Below are 16,622 nucleotides of genomic sequence, written 5' to 3'. Positions count from 1 at the left end.
CCGGCCACGCCTGCGCTTAGAGATCTGCGGGGTTCTCTTCAGTGATGAGCAGTGCCTTGCTCAGCACACCGGAATCGTTGAGGCCCCATTTTTCCATGATCTTCGTATAGGTACCGTCGTCAATCATCGATTGGATCGTATCGGTCAGAACCTTGCCGAGCGGATCGCCTTTTCGAACACCAATGCAGCTGTTAACTGCCGAAAGGACCAGCTGCGAAACTTTCAGGTCGCCGGTCTGCTTTGCCATGTATGCCAGCTTGACCGATCCCGCGACTGTCGCCTCCGCGCGGGCAGAGCGTACGGCGAGCTCCGCCTGGGCCTGTGTTCCGTGGGTCTGGATAGTCAGTGGGTCGTCTTTGCATTCGTTGGCATTCAGCTTCTCCACGAGACCGAGATCCCATGCGCCGTTCAGGACCGCAACCGTGATGCCGCAAGCGTCCTTCTCTGTCTTGATGTCCAATTTGCTTGTTGCCGGATAAGCGAAGGACGTGCCGATACGGCGCTGGGATACGAAGTCGAGCGTCTTCAACCGTTCCGCCGTCGTGCCAAAGGAGGCAAAACCCGCATCGAACCTTTTGGATTGCAGGCCAGGAATGACTGCATCGAAACTCGTGCCCTCGAATGTGAACGGCACACCCAGGCGCGCCTCCATTTCCTTGCCGATGTCGACGCTCCAGCCTTTTAGCTGCCCATCAGCGTCCAGAAATTCGTCAGGAGCCCAGTCATTGAAGACGGCAGCCTTGATACCCTTTTCCTTATATTGCGGCGGCAGCGCATCATGAAGCGCCGGGATGACATCGGCCAGCGCGGGCAGTGACATCGCTACAGTCATAAGGCACGTCGTCAGAATTGATTTCAGCATTGAACCCTCCGGAAGTGAGCCGCAATCGAGCTACGTTCTCGTCCCCATCTATTCTTGTTGATCACGAGAGAACGTTCTCACATATCTGACATGGAGCCGCTCTTAAGGTCAAGCGGAGAAAAGCATCAAGTCACATGCAATCTTCATTGCGAATGCACAAAAGTCGACTTACACACGTCCATAAAGCCGCGCCGTGACGGTCGCGATAATGAATATTTTCTCTTGTTTCCCTCCCGCTTTATGAGAAAGGCTCATTTTGATGTCTAAGACCAAAGCGACAATCGCGGATGTTGCACGGGCAGCAGGCGTCTCTACCGCCACGGCTGGCCGCGTCCTTGGCGGCTATGGCTACACAAGCGACGACAAGAAAGAAAACGTTCTAAAAGCTGCTCAGGCGCTCGGTTATCGGCCCAACGCTCTGGCGCGAAGCTTGATCACAGGTAAGACCCGAACATTAGGGGTTGTGGCAGGCGATATCCAGAATCCCTTTTACGCATCAGTATTGCGCGGCATCTCCAATGTGGCCGAGGCCAACGGCTTTGGTCTTCTGATCACCAACAGTGATGAACTTCAATCGAGGGAAGTGCATTCGGTCGAACTTCTGGCGCAGAAACAGGTCGATGGCCTTATCGTCACCCCGAGCGATACACGCAGGGCAAAGCATCTTCACAATCTGCGTAACATGGGCGTCCCGCTCGTTCTGATCGACCGCGCTGTTGCGGGCCTCATGGTTGACAGGGTTGCGACTGACAACATTGCTGCGGCGGAACAGGCCGTCCATCATCTTATTGCCGCTGGCCACAAACGGATCGGCATCGTTGCAGAGCTCGTCGATGAAGAACGGGGGGGTGTCGACACATTCCTTGCCCGTGTGGCCGCGGGCGAACCCATAGAAACGGAAACGCTTTATCCAAGCTGGCAGCGCCTCGTGGGCTATATCCGCGCTCACCGCATCGCCGGCATACCGATCGACCCGCAGCTTACGCGTCGTGCCGGTAGCTATTCAGCACAAGCGGCAGAAACCGTGACGGCCTCGCTTCTTGCGAGCGAAAAGCGGCCGACGGCCTTGTTCACGACCGACGGGACCATGTCGGAGGGAGCCATGCGGGCCATCACGCATTTGCAGTTTTCAATCCCATCAGATCTGTCTCTCGTCTGTTTCGATGATGTTGACTGGATGAGCTTTTTGCGGCCGGGAATCACAACCATCTCCCAGCCCCGGCTGGCCATGGGCGAAGCTGCTGCACGCATGCTCCTAGAGCGCATTCGCGGCGAGACTTATCCACCACGCACCGTTCTGATGCCCGCCGAGTTGGTCGAGCGGGGCTCGGTAGCAGCAGCTTAGCGAGCGTTCGGCCGCCTTCTGCCGCTCGCTCTCATGCCGGCGCACGATATTCGGAGTTGCTATTTCAGGCCAACGATTTTAAATGAGAACGTTCTCATTAATCTCTCAGGATGTTTTCGCATTGCCCCCCGTGAAAATTCTCAGTTTTGGCGACAACGTTGTCGATTGCTATCAGGACCAAGCATTGATGTTTCCCGGCGGAAACTGCGTTAATCACGCCGTCTTTGCCCGACGTGCCGGGGCTATCACCGCATATGCGGGCGCCGTCTGCGACGACAGTGCCGGGCGGCTCATCAGGGATGCCCTTGTCGCTGAGGGCGTGGATACAAGGTTGCTGCGCACGGAGGCCGGTCAGACTGCCTATTGCGTTATCGACCGGCAAGACGGCGATCGTGTCTTCGTCGGCGCGAATCTTGGCGTCTCAATTATCCGCCCCGAGGAAGAGGATCTTTCCTTTATTGCGAAGGTCGATGCAGTTCACACTGGCCGCTCCAGTCATATCGACGCGTGGCTGGCAAAGTTCTCACGGCTGACGAAAGTGTCCTACGACCTCGCGACAGTTCATGATCGAGACCGTATCGCGTTCATTGCACCACACTGCTTTCTCCTTGCTTTCTCCGGTGGCAACCTCTCGGAAGACGGCGCGCTCTCGCTTGCCGAGCTTGGGGGCGCCAGCGGCGCGGCATGGTGTCTTGTTACCCGTGGAGACAAGGGCGCCGTCTTGTACGGCGACGGGAAATTCTTTCGTGCGCCGATACAGCCTGTTGAACCCCTCGATACTCTTGGTGCCGGCGACACTTTCATAGCGAACGTTCTCGTCGGCCTACTAAGCGGCAACGGTCCACAGAATCTATTGGCCGCCGCCGCTGCGGCAGCGGCAGATACCTGTCTCCTTCAAGGGGCCTTCGGATATGGAGCACCAATGAATGTTGATCTCGCCACGATGCTGACGATCGACGAGGTTTACAAGACGACGGTGCCTGTCGCTGGACCTGTCAACTGAGCGGCGCGCGGCGCCTTCGGCGATATCCCCCGCGAATCATCTTAGAAAGACAGGGTCGGGCTCGTTCGACCGCGGCAACCTGCCCTCCGAGATCGAAAGTGATCGGTCACCACGTTGCCGGCCAACGGAAAGAGCGCCAGGTTCCGCCTTGAGCCCTTCAAAGCAAGCGAACGAACGGAAGTGCCTACCAAGTCCTTTCACACGCCAGGTTGCGCCAAGGGTGCCCGTGAGTTCGGCCATCTGCGGTGCAGCCTTCCATATAAGGCAAAGTGGCCTTGTAGTAGGCACGTCGGCAGACCCGAACCATTGCGCGCTGCAGGTTTCGGTATCCGAGCAATCGAGGCATTCCGTTAGCTGGATTGGCAATTCATCCCTCACCTATGCGCCGCCGATTGAACGCAGTGCAGCGAGAGCCTGTAACTGCCCTGCTCGCTCGGCGCCGTTTATCAGCAGTGCGAGTCGCCTACTTAACTGCACTTTGGGTCGACGAGATCTTCCGCGGCCGCAGGACGACGAGGCAACGATGTCATGACATTGGCCAGAATGTAGACGCCCCTTGTGCCATCGGCTAGTTCACCGCCGACAACTCCGATTGTCACACCCTTCATGTTGCGCGCCGCCCCCGGGATTTCGCTTGCGACGACTTGAAACGGATTGACCGTAGCTAGTCCGTCGCCGGGAACGAAAATTGCCCAGTAGAGCTGTCCTTCCAGCTTCAGCTTCATGCGCTCGAACCGCACGGCGCTGATGGTCGACCTGGCGAGAGCGTTTTTTACGCGTGGCTTCACACATCCGATATGAATGTGCAGATGGTCTTGTGTACGGAAGATTGCAGCATTGATTGCGAGTGCCGCGTCGTCCCAAGCCTGCCGCGTTGCGGGTACGCCAAGAGATCTCTCTTGCCACGCCATAGCGAAGTAATTGGGAGCGGCGGGATCCAAAAGCCGCGGATCCTCAATACCGCTTACCGCCGAAAGCGGTGTGAAGATTGTGCGCTCGCCAGCCGTCGGCTCACGCAGGACGGCGTATGAGGACAGCGGCACCTTCCCCTCCACTATCTTGAGACAGGGAAACGCTCCCCCCGACAGCTTGTAGCTGACCTCGCAACTCTTGAGCACGATCCCGAGTGCCGCCCGGCTCGAGAACGACATACTCCCGCCCGCGACAAGCGTCAGTGCAATTGTGAGAGGCAAAAGTCGGAACGTCATGAGGTTGCCGCGTAAGTTAGTGAAAAGACCACCAATGATCTAACGAGTTGGCCGCCTGAAGCTCTTATCGTTAGAACGGCCAATGTCCAATCTCAACTTCGTGACGTCGATCCGGATACCGGGTTTAGTAGGCGCCTCCTGCAATTGACAGCCTGACAAATTATAACTTGGTCTTTTCACATAGGAGATTGGGAACGCGAGCGCACGTTCCTATTGAGCCGCAGGAGGGGAGCTTTCGAGCGATAGGCGCGTCGTACGACCATCTTTTATAGCTGCGAGGCATGGAAGGACAAGGCAGCGTTCATAGCGCCAATCCGTGACACGCTGCGTCAGCGCGTTTGCCATCCAACGAAGATCTTCAGACCGTGAGGTCAGCAACGCTGAGTTTCACCGTAGGTGACGTCGTCGGCAAGACGGCACTTCCCAACCGAGGCTCATAACCCGCCCTTGATCGCAACGTTGCCTATTATTCACATACGGCCAAAAGGGGACGATCAGGCGGTGGCGTCGGTAGAAATTGGTAACCACTCGGATGATCGAGCCGCGCCCAGGCTGGACGATATCTCGGCATCGTAATTGAATCTGGATGGCGGCTTTCAGACCAACCGCCTCCCCTGATACCCATCAGCTTGAGACCCGCTGGCACACGCCAGTGGGTCTTTTGGTGCGATGATTGGGCGGTGGAAGCCGGTCTAGAGCCGCGGCTGAAAAGAGCCCCCTATCATCATCTGGGACGGGGCGCTGCCGCAAGGATGGGTTGTCCAACGCATCGGCGGCGTTCCTCAATCATGTCGGCTGATAGGTCTACAAGGAATCAATCTGGCTTCTCGACTTCAGCGCCGCTGAATCAGCCTTATGCAGCGTGGCTGCAGCTTTCGAGAAGAAATGATGGTGCCGATCATGGCTCATCCCCATTTGCTGACAAAGGCCCGTATTTTTTAATATGAGCCAGGTGCGGCATCTCGCGGAACCAGGCGCTATCATCCGCAGCGTCAAAGCCAGCGGAGGACAATAATTGTTGCGAATACCGCCGGACCTTGCCCTTGTCGTCCAACTTGAACTCGCCGGTTCTCTCATTGTAAACGGCAAGCCATTCAGCGTGCAGATCCGGATACGGGTGCTTTACAACGCAGCAATCGTTGTGATCGCGGTCATAAATGGATGGGACCTTAACGACGTCGGTCATGGAACCTCCTAGAGCCGAGGTTTCTTGAGATGGACGAAATGATGTTTGTGTAGGCTGCGAAGGTCGCGATCGCCGGACAGAACGCCGAGATCAATTTGCTCTATCCAGAGCTGCGAAAGCTTTATCTTATGCCGGAGCAGGGTAACTTTGGTGTCATTACTCATGTTCTCTCCATCGAACTTTCACCTGATGTTTCGAATTTTGTGCGACCTAATCGCAGAGACGGATCTGACACTACTCGGCGAGCTGCTCCATCGGCAAACTGGTGAAGCTGTGGGTCATTTTCTGTTACGTTATTTGATGGCTGTACGCTGACGAGGTTTCGTATCCTGCCGGCGAGCTGCGAGCCGCTGCAATTCTGACTCGATGGTCTTTCTGATGAATTCCGAGCGCCTGTTCGTTCCGACGGCGGCGTCGATGCGCTCCTTCTGACCGGCGAAAAGCCGAACCATAAGCTGTTCCAGATCCATTTTTGGTCTGCCACGATGCGTCATGCTCGTGAAATATTCTTGATTGTTTACCGTGTCAAAACCCCACTTCTCGCGGATCACATCTGATACGCAAGATGATGGCGGCGAGGCGCCCTTCGTTACGGCGTTGGGTCGCTCGTCATCCTCCAATGCGGCCAAGCCACGCTGCGTAAGCCCATAGTCGGCGTGGATCTAGACGGCCGAAAGCAGAGCCGCGAGCAGGAGTTTGGTTCAAGCCTGCGTTTTCCTGCGAGCATTTCCAGCATCTCTATCTCTTGATCAATCGGCCCATAACTCGTCGAGGCTGGCGAAATGTACGCCGCCTTCGAGTTCTGAGGGGACGAAGGGCTGCGGCGGGCTAGCCCAACAGATAATCGTCACGGACGCATCACGCCAGAGGCTTCACTCCCGCTATATTAGACATTCCTCATGTGTAAAGGAGGCGCATTAGAGGATTAAATGAAGCGTCCATTTGTTGATCATCTCGAAGTCTGTGCAAAGCTGGCTGCAGCGAAAGGCAGGAAGCGCACGGATGATAATGGCACGGTGGGATGCAACTTATGGGCATGGCCTTGTCAGGCGGCTTTGCATACGCCTGCTACAAAAAGCCCGTATCGCAGTTCCGTTGACGCTAATCACGCGGGAATTGGGCCCATCTGTCGCCGCGACTGTTTCGAAACATTGCAAATATCAGCAAAAGGAAACAGGAGCGCCATTCGCTCAATCGAAGGTGCGCCAATGGTCTAACGTCTCCTCAGACTGAAGTCCTATATGAGATTTCTTGTGGAACCTAAAAACCTGAAAATCATTTCATTGCGGTCTGAACACTTGAGGTAAGGCCCCATGAAAAAAATAATTCTTGCTGTCGCTGTCGCTTTTTCGTCCATTATTGCGGTCCCGGCAGCTTCTTATGCTGACACCGTCGTCATTCGTACTGATGACGGTCCGCGACTGCATCGCGGCTGGGAACGTGGCCACCACCGTGGCTGGGATAATAATCGGAGAGCACGACTGGTACGGGAAGATTATCGTCGACACCCGGCGGGTTGCTTCACGAAACGAGTTGTAACCTATCGAGACGGCGAGCGAGTTTCGCGGACGACCAAGGTTTGCCGCTAACCGAAGCCAAATTCGCCTCACGGAGCCGGGGAGTAATCCAACTCTCCGGCTCCCGTCGTTTGACGAATCGCATGTTGGGCTTGCGGGGTGGCGAACATCTTCACGGGAAGTGCTGCACCCTTGCATGTTATCCACCACGACAAGCCTCCAGTTGGCGGCGCTCGAGTTCGAAATCGGGGCGATCTTAGACCAATTTGACGGTGTCAATGCTGTCCAGGCACTTGCCGTCGGCTGATTGGGTGGCTTCCTGATGAAATGAACCGGGTATTGCTTCCGTCAGGAGGACGACCTCGCTCCCACGGGCACCGCAAGTGCAGTGGACAACGGTCATATCACTTTGTGCCGGCAGTGAATCCGTAGTCGGTTCCGTCGCTCAACATCCAGACCGCGCCGGAAATGATGCCGCCCCACATGAGGAGCGACAGGCAGATCGCCAACAACAGATATCTCAACCGTCTTGTCATGCCATGCAGGCTACCTTGGCGGGCGATTCGTATCGCCATGCAACCACGCCCATGGTCAATATACAGTTAAACGTGTCTCAACGCAGGACGCGCTCTGCGGATATAATCGAGGTAAAGCCAAAATCCTCCCAGAAATGGACGACGCCGCGAAGCTTAACATTCATCTCACTCACCGCTATTCGTGCCGCCATGGCACGCATCAAACTGACACGAAAACAACGCCTTGCGCTGATCGCCGAGTACTTGGCCGGCGCGCGGATCGATTTTCTTGCGACAAAATATGGCGTTCACCGCAGCTATCCCCGCCAGTTGTTTAAACGCCAGGCGAAAATAGCGCAGGCCCGCCTGTCCGAAGCCGCCTGAAACTCGGCCAGGCAGTCGCAGGCGGCAGGAACCCAACGTGGCGCTACAGCAGCCTGCGACAAACAGGCACTATCAAATATCAATATTAGAATATATTAGGATACGAGCCCTCGGGCGCGGAAAGTCTGCATCACCCCTCTAGGCCAGGCTTTCCGCATCGCGCTTGTCGTGATGGCCAATACCGCGCCCTCCTTTGACGAGGAAAGTCCCGCGCGGGCATTGAAAGCCGCTGCCCAGGATGATCTTGGCGCGTCGCGACAGGCAGAGGAACAGTTCCTCCCAAATCTGAAGCCTACCACTATTGGCGGCATTGCCGTGGCACGCGCTTGGCCTGAGGATTGGCCGCGCTCTCAGCCCAAGACGCGCACCAAAGCTGCAACAGGAAGGCTCGCATCTCCCAAGAGCGAGCCTTTTCCGCCTGACGAAAGGTTCGCATTGGCAGACCTCATCCCGCAACCGGTATTGGACCTGCTCGAAAGCGAGTGGGTAGCGGCGCGGCATCAGCACTCGCGTGTTCATCCTGCTGCAGCACAGTCAGACGGCCATGTTGAGGGCAAGGGAGCGAAGCTGGTGGAAACGTTGACTGTCGCGCCGGCGCAGTCTACTCGGTCCCAGCCAGACCAATGATTACAAGTCGATGATCAGCTTTCCGATCCACACCCGAAAAATTGCCAGTCTGCAATATGATCCCGAGACCCACGTCCTGTGGGCGATCTATCGCAACGGCCGGGTGCGCTCGGTCGGCCGGCTCCGACACCATGCCGTCATGGATCTCCTATGCCGGCTTCCGCTGAAAACATCCCCGTTCATCAGACCTGCAAGATGATTAATTGGCGCAGCCTTAACCTTACCTGATAAGCTTACCTGACAGATCCGGTTGCATCGGCAGTTGCGGCCTGTTTTCATGCCGGTGCGGCTCCTGGGGTTGCCGCCATTTCTTCCCGTCCGGCCATCCACTGTACCGCACACGCGCCGGGCGGGAGATTTGTCTGTCGCTGGGGGCCGCCATGGATTTAAAGATCACGCTTATTGGGATCGGTTGCTTTGTCGCAAGCCTCTGGGGCGCAATCGCGCTCGCGGTCATCCATCTGATCTGAAAGGACGTATATTGAAACTGATCCGTGAGACTGACCTTGCCGAAAATCGGCCAAATGCCTGCTGCACGGGTTGCGGCCGCAAACCGGTTGCCGGCAAGCTGCCGTTCTGGAAACAGACAGGATTCTCCTTCAAATGCGACAGCTGCTCGTAGCCTGCAGCTTATGAAGGGGATCTGACGGCTGCACAAAGCGGGCCGCCAGAGAGCTCTAGCCGTAGCGGGCGAAAACCGACAGGATCAAGCAAACGAGGCTGATAGCAAGGGTCAAGCCGGCACCCCTGGAAACCCAAGTCTGAGCTGTCCGAGTGCCTTGTCCTGCATTATCGGCACCCGAAATATTTCCGGCTTGTCCTTCAGGTCCGCGCGGCGAAGCCGTTTCGCCATCGTCCAGCGGCGTGACCGGTGCCTGCACAGCGTCCTGCGGCATTTGCCTGATGCCAGGAACGGTAACGCGTCGTGCCGCCACTCCCTCACTCTCGACCTCGAAGGCAAGGTCTGAGGCGCCGGCGATCTTGCCGGTAGCCAATCGAGCAGCGCTCGTCTCATCCTCGGCTTCGACGATCGATCGATGTGTAACGACGAAGTATCGCAACAGAGCTCCATTGTTTATCGGCGCTTTGATGCGCCTCGGCTTGGGGATGTTTGTTTTGCCGTAAGGGAATGATCGATTGACGCGAACCTCTCAAACATAGGTGCAAGCCCGCGCGATATCTAGGCTTTCTCCCTGTACTTCGCATCAACGCATGCTAGGCTGGGTACGTTATTTCTGGGGGGAAGCACAATGTTTGATATCGGCAGGTCTTACCGGTTCGTCCTGATCGAGGGTACATCTGAAGGGTGGGGCGAAACTTCGCTTATGGAGCCCGTCACGGCTATAGACGGCCCCCTACTGAAGCTAGGGAGCGGCCGGATTATTAACGCGCATTCATCGCTTTTCGTCAGCGCCACGCCTGTCTCGACGGACGCCTCAGTATCAGGCATGCCTGAACCTGAGCAGGTCGGTGCCGCAACCTGACAGACTCCCGCGCCCTCTCACTCGTCAACGGCTGTCAGATGAAGAGGCAAGAATATCGAGGATGGGTGAAATCTCATTTGCCTTTAATGAGTAGTATATCGTCTGCGCGGCTCGGCGCGTTTCAACCAATCCGGCCGCTTTCAAAATAACGAGATGCTGAGAGCCGGCACCTGGCGTGAGCCCGACGGCCGACGTCAGACTGAGCGAAGGCCACTCCTTCTCGCGCAGCAGACATATCATCTGATAGCGGCTGGGATGGGCAAGCGCAGTCAATACTTTGGTGGCGCGTTCGAGATCGAAAACCACCGCCTCCAGCGCATTGTCAGGCAGTGGTGTCTTCTTACCGCGCATGGGAGCACAATCCGCTTCTCTCTGATATCTCTCATATTTCTGATCGCTTGATAACAGTATGTCCAGCGTTTATTGCAACGCAGTAGCGGGGCATGCCATCTGCTATGTTGGCGGTCCGTCTCGTCTCCACACCATGGCGGATCGCCATCGTCGGTCGGAAAAGCCCAGCCTCCTCCTCACCCGCGGAGCTTGGCGACAACACCTCGTGAGCCGGATGCATCCCGAGCACAGAGAAACACAAACCTGTTCGATCCATGATGTTAACCATGGGTAGTTACTATAACCGATATGAGTGGTTGAATTTACTACTGCAACGTTATTATCTGCGCCGATAACAAGGGAGCATCTCATGGCCGATATCATACCGGAAAATGTTGTCCAGCGGCTTGAACGGGAATGGCGAATGATCGATCGGGATCGCGTTCCGGTTCCGCGCCGTCCCGAGCGCGACGAAATCGAACTGCCCAGACTGAAGGTCGGGCGTGTGGATGCTTGAGGTCGGTCGCCGCCATCTCACGCATTATCTCCTCGAGGGGTAAAACCAGGAAAATGAATTGATCGGCCACCTTCTGCGCCTTGGAGCATGGGCCACCTTCGGTCTCATCTTATTTGCGACACTCGCGCCGATCGGGTTGCGCCCAGCCGATGCGTTGTCAGTCGATATCGATCGCGCCCTGGCGTTCCTCGTTGCCACGGCACTTTTCGTCGGCGCCTATTCGCGTCACGCGCTCCTGTCGGGCATCCTGATGATCGCATCGAGCGGTTTCATCGAACTGCTGCAGTTCTTATCTCCGACCCGGCATGCCCATGTCGAAGACGCCCTGGTCAAGGCAAGCGGCGCGGCGGCCGGCCTTGCAATAGGATTGGCCGCTAACGCGTTGCGCCGCCGATGGGCCCTCTAAGATTGCCTTGCGGATCGGTGCCCTCGCCTTTTAGCCGACGTGCTGCCAACCCGGAACGTTGACCGGCTTTTCTCGGCCCTCTCCTGCATCATACCGGCTTCGACAGCATCAAGCGTCTTTACGGCTTGATTCAGCGCAAGCCTTAAGGCGTCGAGGTCTAGTGCGAGTTCGAATGCCGGCCGGCCGCACATCTGCAATATCGCTCGAAGGACCGCGTCTGAATGACGAGCCAGCAAGATCAGCTGCCAGCCATTCGGGCAGCGCTCGCCCGAAAGCCAGTAGCGTGCGCCTCGATTGCTAACGCCGGTCCAGCGCATCAGCGTCTTGGCGGCATTCGAACGGTTTTCGAACTCGGCCTGCAATGCCTTGGCCAGATCGGATGCGCATCGCTGCCGGCTGCCGTACCGGCGCAACTGAACAGATGTGCCCATATTAGGAATCATTGTTCATCCTCCCCGTCGTAAGATGTTCGGTGGAGGCCGCTATGGACCACTCACCGATCAAGCAAGCTGATCACGCAGGAAAGCTCTCCAGCAACGCGGGGCTTGCCGCTGCAGCCTATCTCAGAATGTCCACCGATCTTCAGGTCAACTCAACAGATAACCAGATGGACGTCATCGCCGGCTACGCGCAACGCTGCGGCTTCTCGATCGTGAAAGTCTATCGTGATGAAGGCAAGAGCGGTCTGCGTCTGGCTGGACGCCCCGCCTTGCGCCAGCTGCTGTGTGACGCATCGTCGGGCCGGGCCGGATTTTGCGCCGTCCTCGTCTGCGATATCAGCCGCTGGGGCCGCTTCCAGGATCCCGACGAGGCGGCCGAGATGGAGATGCGCTGCCGTCGGGCCGGGATTTGCGTCCACTACTGTGCCGAACCCTTCGACAATGACGGAAGCCTCAGCTCTTCAATCCTGAAGACGGTCAAGCGGGCGATGGCAGGAGAATACAGCCGCGAGCTCTCAGCGAAGGTGTGGCGGGGCCAAGCTGCGCTCGTCCGTCAGGGCTACCACCAGGGAGGCAGGCCCGGCTACGGCCTGCGCAGATTGCTCGTTGATGCCAACGGCCGACCCAAGTCCACCCTTGCGCGCGGGGAGCTGAAATCGATCGCCACGGATCGCGTTGTGCTTGTACCGGGCCCGGACAATGAGATAGCCGTCGTCACCCGGATATTCACACTGTTTGCAGAAAAAGAAATATCGACCGGCGCGATCGCGTCGATCCTGGACGGGGACGGTATATCGACCGATACTGGCACCCGGTGGAGCGCGGCCGTCATCGAACGAATCCTGACGAACGAGAAATATATCGGCAACAGCGTTTGGGGACGTACGTCTTCGACACTTCGCCAACCGCGGCGTGCGCGCTCGCTGCCGGATTGGGTGCGCTGCGATGGCGCCTTCGACGCCATTGTAACGCGAGCTTTGTTTGAGAAGGCGCAAGCGCGGCTAGCCGAACGCACCCTCGAAAGCAGCGACGATGCCATGCTCGCCCATTTGGAAACGGTCCTGAGGAGAGCCGGCAAGCTTACCGCTGGGACCATCAATGCGTATGGTTCGGGACCATCTAGCGCTGCCTATATCTACCGCTTCGGATCTCTGCGCGCTGCCTATCTGAGGATCGGCTATCAGACGGATCGCGACTACCGGTTCGTAAGGGAGCGGGAGGCGGCGCGCCCACTCGAGATCCGGCTTCGCGGCGACCTCGCAGCGCGGCTGAACGACGCTGGCCACGAGACCGTATTCGATGGCCGGATCATTCGTGTCGATCACAACTGGTCGGTCCTCGCTTCCGTACTGTGCTGTCACAAAAACCCGCGTCATCGCGAGCTGCAATGGCGTGTCAGCGCGCAGACAAGAACAAAAGCCGACTTCTATCTCGGCGCGCGGCTCGACAGCGCAAATCGATCGATCATCGACTATTTTGTCTTTCCTTTCGAGGTCTACGGATTCACCCGTCTGATCCTGACGCCGCGCAACGAGCGGTCGATAGAGGCTTACCGCTTAAAGACACTGGACGATTTCGTCCGGATGACGAAGAGCGTTAGCACGGAGGCAGTTGCGTGACAAAGAGTTCGGAAACGATCTGCCTCATTCCTATAGAGGCCGTCCGGGTCTTGAACCCGCGCGAGCGCAACCAGTCCAAGTTCAGGTCGATCGTTGAAAATATCGACAGGGTCGGGCTAAAGCGGCCAATCACGGTGGCAGCGCGTCCAACTGATCCCGACGGGCTTGTATTGTACGATTTGGTGTGTGGTCAGGGGCGCATGGAAGCGTTGGAGATGCTGGGAGAAACCCTTGTGCCGGCACGCATCATCGCCGCCGACAAACAGGATTGCATGATCTCAAGCCTCATCGAGAACTGCGCTCGCAGAAAGCTTGATCCGCTCGATCTCCTGCGCGCCATCGGCGAGATGCGCGCACGCGGTTACAGTGATCGGGAGATTGCCTCCAAGATCGGCCTGTCGCATGATTACGTTCATGCGGTCGCAAGGCTGCAGGAGAAGGGCGAAGAGCGGCTGCTAAAGGCTGCGGAAGCCGGGCAGATCCCTTTCACGGTGGCGCTCGAAATTGCCGAGGTCGAAGACAAGGATGCGCAGGCAGCGCTTCAATGCGCCTATGAGCGCGACCTCTTGCGCGGGCGCTCGCTTGCCATCGCTAAACGGCTGATTGAAGTGCGCCGCAGCAAGGGCAAAACCTTGAGGCGCGCGGCAAATGCCATTCCTCTTTCCTCGCATACACTGATCAGGGCCTTCACCAGGGAGGCTGATCGAAAGCGTGCTCTCGTTGCAAGAGCCGAAAAGATCAAGGGACAGATAGCACTTGTCGCGGGGTCGATGCGCCGTCTGCTTCAAGACGAGGTATTGCGCGAGATAATGCTGCGGGAGGATCTTATGACCATGCCCGAGGCGCTCGCCGGCCGGCTGAAGGTAAGGGAGACGGTTCAATGAGCCTGAAAAGAGCGTTTGAAGGCAGGTGCATCATCATTGAGCTTGCGGCAATCAAGCCGCTGAAAGCTGTTTCCGCCGCAGTGCTTCGGTCGCGCAAATATCAAAAGATCGTCAAATCGATCAAGGTGGCAGGCCTCGTGGAGCCGCCCGTCGTCGTTCGGGACAACCGCAGGCAGGGCCTGTTTCTTCTGCTTGACGGCCACTTGCGCGTTGAAGCCCTTAAAGCACTTGGGCAAACCGCGGTCCTATGCCTGGTCGCTACGGACGATGAAACCTTCACTTACAATAGCCAAGTATCGAGGCTTGCGGCGATACAGGAACATCGAATGATCCTGAACGCGATAGAGGCTGGCGTCAGCGAAGCCAGGATTGCGGAAGCCTTGGACGTCGACGTCAAAAATATCCGCAACAAGCGATCACTCCTGTCCGGCATCGACCCCGAGGTCGCATGCCTTCTCAACGACCGTCAGGTCCCCTTCCAGACGATCCGTGCGCTGAAAAAACTAAAGCCCGCCCGGCAGATTCAGGTGACCAAACTGATGATCGCAATGAACCGCTTTACCGTTTCTTATGCGCGGTCGCTTGTCGAGGCGACGCCCGATCATCTGCTTTCTTCAAAGCGCAGGCGCAGGCTTCGTACTGACCAGATCGCCATGATGGAAAACGAAACGGCAAACCTCGAACGGGAATTCGAGATCATCGAAAGCGACTTCGGACGCGACCACCTCGAACTTGTGCTGATCAAGGGCTACTTGCGCCGGCTTTTGGCCGGCGGTTCCGTTGTCGGCCATCTTGCCAGACATTACCCGGAGATCTTGCGGGAGTTTCAGATCCTGGTCGAGCCGCAGAACGAGCTGCCGCTCAGGCACAGGGGCTTCTCGGAGAGAGCAAACGGGTTAATTCACGAAAAGAATGCCGGCGTCATGCCGTTCGCGAAATCCTGAGCGATCTGGCGGCAGCGGCGGTATTCAGCAGATTGGCGGCAACCTGCTTCGGGCAGCATCGAAGGATGCCTAGGTCTTCCGCCGCCTCGCGCAAAATCAACGCAGCCTCTATGACAGCGGCTCGCCTGTCGCCGCTTGCTTCCTCGCAGATCTCCTCGGCCGTTCTCAAGCTCTGTTCCACAAGTATTCGTTTATCGACATCCGAGAGCCGCGCAGCACGATTTGAAGCGCCAATCAATTGGCGAATAAGTATATCTGTCTTTTCCGTTGCATTCATGGCTGTATTCCGTCTGTTCCGCCTCGCTTCAGGTAATAATACTTTTATGCCCGCGGTTTGATAGAGGTGAGGCCATATTTTCTTCAACCTATTCTGGGCGAGACTTGTAACTTTTGTACGGGTCGCCTGAGCCGCCTCGATTGGGTGGAACTCTGACAGTTTTACTGATTTTCTTAATCGCCTATAGGAAGACGGCGAATTAGTCTTCCCCACGCGCAATACGGGTGGGGACATATGGCTTTGAATATCCATTCACAGACCTTTATTCGAGCCTGTGGGACAGCGGCAGCAGGCGCGATTGCAACTGGGGCGATCGTTCTTGCCGTATCGGCCCTCGCCCGGCTGTCAGATGCAGGTCTTAATGTTCTGCTGGGCCTTTCGGCGATCCTTTCAGGCGCGCTCGTTTTTCCTGCCATTTTGATCCTCAAGCTGCGCGGCATGGAGATCGACCGCCTCAACAGGCGCCTTACCGAGCTTGCCAATCGAGATCCGGCCACGAACGCCATGAACGCTACGGCCTTTGCAAAGGCGGTGGGGCAATATGCCGAGCGGCGAAAGCGGATCGCAACCGACAATGGCGGCGTGATGATTTCGGCACTCGTTGGCTCGTTTGATGACGTTAGCAGGCGTTACGGGCCAGAGTGGGCCGAAACCGTTATGAAATCGCTCACTGCAATCATCCAGTCATCTGTGCGAAGCGGCGATCTTGTCGCCCGGTTGTCGATGAATGAACTTGGGATATTTCTCCCTGGAGCAGCAGCCGGAAACGCCCTTGATGTCGCGCAGCGCATACGCAGTCGGGTCGCAGCATCCTCGTCTTCCACCGATGGCACGGATCTCCCGCTCAGTCTGAAGCTCGGTGGTACCTTCTTCGATGGGGACGCGGAGTTTAATACCGTCCGCCAGCTCGCCTCCGAGGCAGCGTATGACGCAACTGACGACGAGACGATCGCAATCTCTCACTACCGCTAAACAGACGCCGCTTCTCGTGCGAGGGGCAACGCCATTACGAACGCCAAGCTTCGCGCAGCTCACTCTGTGTGTTGCCGTGGGCTCTACGTCGAAACAGTCGTG

Annotated in this window: 20 protein-coding genes; 10 read left to right on the top strand and 10 right to left on the bottom strand. The window is 57.2% G+C overall.

Going from position 1 to position 16,622, the window contains the following annotated elements; translation table 11 throughout:
* Window positions 1–16: 16 nt before the first annotated feature.
* Window positions 17–862 (bottom strand): transporter substrate-binding domain-containing protein, encoded by an 846-nt coding sequence (locus ACEN84_RS04495; protein ID WP_413708748.1) that lies wholly within the window; start codon window positions 860–862, stop codon window positions 17–19.
* Window positions 863–1,121: 259 nt separating this feature from the next.
* Here ACEN84_RS04495 and ACEN84_RS04490 point away from each other — a divergent pair, with 259 nt between their 5' ends.
* Together ACEN84_RS04490 and ACEN84_RS04485 are read left to right on the top strand one after the other, a co-directional pair.
* Window positions 1,122–2,207, top strand: coding sequence for a LacI family DNA-binding transcriptional regulator (locus ACEN84_RS04490; RefSeq protein WP_413708747.1), 1,086 nt, complete (start codon window positions 1,122–1,124; stop codon window positions 2,205–2,207).
* A gap of 130 nt (window positions 2,208–2,337) precedes the next feature.
* Entirely contained in the window at window positions 2,338–3,210 is an 873-nt protein-coding gene (locus ACEN84_RS04485) for a PfkB family carbohydrate kinase (protein ID WP_413708746.1), read from the top strand.
* Window positions 3,211–3,677: 467 nt separating this feature from the next.
* On the opposite strand, the gene ACEN84_RS04480 is transcribed toward ACEN84_RS04485, so the two are convergent.
* From ACEN84_RS04480 to ACEN84_RS04460, 5 genes are all read right to left on the bottom strand, one after another.
* Window positions 3,678–4,361, bottom strand: coding sequence for a CDP-diacylglycerol diphosphatase (locus ACEN84_RS04480; RefSeq protein ID WP_413708745.1), 684 nt, complete (start codon window positions 4,359–4,361; stop codon window positions 3,678–3,680).
* Window positions 4,362–5,316: 955 nt separating this feature from the next.
* Window positions 5,317–5,604 carry a hypothetical protein gene (locus ACEN84_RS04475; protein WP_413708744.1) on the bottom strand — a complete coding sequence of 96 codons (288 nt, stop codon included), beginning with the start codon at window positions 5,602–5,604 and terminating at the stop codon, window positions 5,317–5,319.
* 8 nt (window positions 5,605–5,612) lie between these two features.
* Window positions 5,613–5,768: a hypothetical protein gene (locus ACEN84_RS04470; RefSeq protein WP_413708743.1), complete on the bottom strand. Its 156-nt coding sequence runs from the start codon at window positions 5,766–5,768 to the stop codon at window positions 5,613–5,615.
* Window positions 5,769–5,897: 129 nt separating this feature from the next.
* Window positions 5,898–6,233 carry a hypothetical protein gene (locus ACEN84_RS04465; protein WP_413708742.1) on the bottom strand — a complete coding sequence of 112 codons (336 nt, stop codon included), beginning with the start codon at window positions 6,231–6,233 and terminating at the stop codon, window positions 5,898–5,900.
* 1,292 nt (window positions 6,234–7,525) lie between these two features.
* The gene (locus tag ACEN84_RS04460; protein WP_413708741.1) at window positions 7,526–7,696 is read right to left on the bottom strand and encodes a hypothetical protein; all 171 of its coding nucleotides are present in this window, start codon (window positions 7,694–7,696) and stop codon (window positions 7,526–7,528) included.
* A gap of 12 nt (window positions 7,697–7,708) precedes the next feature.
* On the opposite strand from ACEN84_RS04460, the gene ACEN84_RS04455 reads away from it, so the two are divergent.
* Both ACEN84_RS04455 and ACEN84_RS04450 read left to right on the top strand, forming a co-directional pair.
* Window positions 7,709–8,020 carry a hypothetical protein gene (locus ACEN84_RS04455; RefSeq protein WP_413708740.1) on the top strand — a complete coding sequence of 104 codons (312 nt, stop codon included), beginning with the start codon at window positions 7,709–7,711 and terminating at the stop codon, window positions 8,018–8,020.
* A gap of 171 nt (window positions 8,021–8,191) precedes the next feature.
* Window positions 8,192–8,647, top strand: a complete 456-nt coding sequence (locus ACEN84_RS04450; RefSeq protein ID WP_413708739.1) for a hypothetical protein — start codon at window positions 8,192–8,194, stop codon at window positions 8,645–8,647.
* Between the two features lie 677 nt (window positions 8,648–9,324).
* Here ACEN84_RS04450 and ACEN84_RS04445 read toward each other — a convergent pair.
* Window positions 9,325–9,708: a hypothetical protein gene (locus tag ACEN84_RS04445; protein ID WP_413708738.1), complete on the bottom strand. Its 384-nt coding sequence runs from the start codon at window positions 9,706–9,708 to the stop codon at window positions 9,325–9,327.
* A gap of 447 nt (window positions 9,709–10,155) precedes the next feature.
* On the bottom strand, window positions 10,156–10,482 hold the full coding sequence (locus ACEN84_RS04440) for an ArsR/SmtB family transcription factor (protein WP_413708737.1): 327 nt from the start codon (window positions 10,480–10,482) through the stop codon (window positions 10,156–10,158).
* Window positions 10,483–10,831: 349 nt separating this feature from the next.
* On the opposite strand from ACEN84_RS04440, the gene ACEN84_RS04435 reads away from it, so the two are divergent.
* Both ACEN84_RS04435 and ACEN84_RS04430 read left to right on the top strand, forming a co-directional pair.
* A complete protein-coding gene (locus ACEN84_RS04435; protein WP_413708736.1) occupies window positions 10,832–10,978 on the top strand; it encodes a hypothetical protein in 147 nt (48 codons plus the stop codon).
* Window positions 10,979–11,036: 58 nt separating this feature from the next.
* The gene (locus ACEN84_RS04430; protein ID WP_413708735.1) at window positions 11,037–11,384 is read left to right on the top strand and encodes a VanZ family protein; all 348 of its coding nucleotides are present in this window, start codon (window positions 11,037–11,039) and stop codon (window positions 11,382–11,384) included.
* Here ACEN84_RS04430 and ACEN84_RS04425 read toward each other — a convergent pair.
* On the bottom strand, window positions 11,381–11,827 hold the full coding sequence (locus tag ACEN84_RS04425) for a hypothetical protein (protein WP_413708734.1): 447 nt from the start codon (window positions 11,825–11,827) through the stop codon (window positions 11,381–11,383). The genes ACEN84_RS04430 and ACEN84_RS04425 overlap by 4 nt on opposite strands.
* A gap of 41 nt (window positions 11,828–11,868) precedes the next feature.
* On the opposite strand from ACEN84_RS04425, the gene ACEN84_RS04420 reads away from it, so the two are divergent.
* From ACEN84_RS04420 to ACEN84_RS04410, 3 genes are read left to right on the top strand one after another with little or no spacing between them, the layout of a single operon-like run.
* Entirely contained in the window at window positions 11,869–13,443 is a 1,575-nt protein-coding gene (locus tag ACEN84_RS04420; RefSeq protein WP_413708733.1) for a recombinase family protein, read from the top strand.
* Complete coding sequence (locus ACEN84_RS04415; RefSeq protein ID WP_112720086.1) at window positions 13,440–14,327, top strand: plasmid partitioning protein RepB C-terminal domain-containing protein; 888 nt, start codon at window positions 13,440–13,442, stop codon at window positions 14,325–14,327. Before ACEN84_RS04420 ends, ACEN84_RS04415 begins: the two co-directional genes overlap by 4 nt.
* Window positions 14,324–15,271: a plasmid partitioning protein RepB C-terminal domain-containing protein gene (locus tag ACEN84_RS04410; protein WP_413708732.1), complete on the top strand. Its 948-nt coding sequence runs from the start codon at window positions 14,324–14,326 to the stop codon at window positions 15,269–15,271. The genes ACEN84_RS04415 and ACEN84_RS04410 overlap by 4 nt, the downstream gene beginning before the upstream one ends.
* Here the strand turns inward: ACEN84_RS04410 and ACEN84_RS04405 are convergent.
* Window positions 15,249–15,548: a hypothetical protein gene (locus tag ACEN84_RS04405; protein WP_112720088.1), complete on the bottom strand. Its 300-nt coding sequence runs from the start codon at window positions 15,546–15,548 to the stop codon at window positions 15,249–15,251. The two genes, ACEN84_RS04410 and ACEN84_RS04405, sit on opposite strands and share 23 nt — an antisense overlap.
* A 234-nt stretch (window positions 15,549–15,782) precedes the next feature.
* Here ACEN84_RS04405 and ACEN84_RS04400 point away from each other — a divergent pair, with 234 nt between their 5' ends.
* Window positions 15,783–16,520: a GGDEF domain-containing protein gene (locus ACEN84_RS04400; RefSeq protein WP_413708731.1), complete on the top strand. Its 738-nt coding sequence runs from the start codon at window positions 15,783–15,785 to the stop codon at window positions 16,518–16,520.
* Window positions 16,521–16,622: the final 102 nt, after the last annotated feature.

The sequence above is a fragment of the Rhizobium sp. Rhizsp82 genome, from assembly GCF_047325115.1.
In the GTDB taxonomy this organism is placed as follows: Bacteria; Pseudomonadota; Alphaproteobacteria; order Rhizobiales; family Rhizobiaceae; genus Rhizobium.
This window is presented reverse-complemented; position numbering and strand designations above follow the sequence as displayed.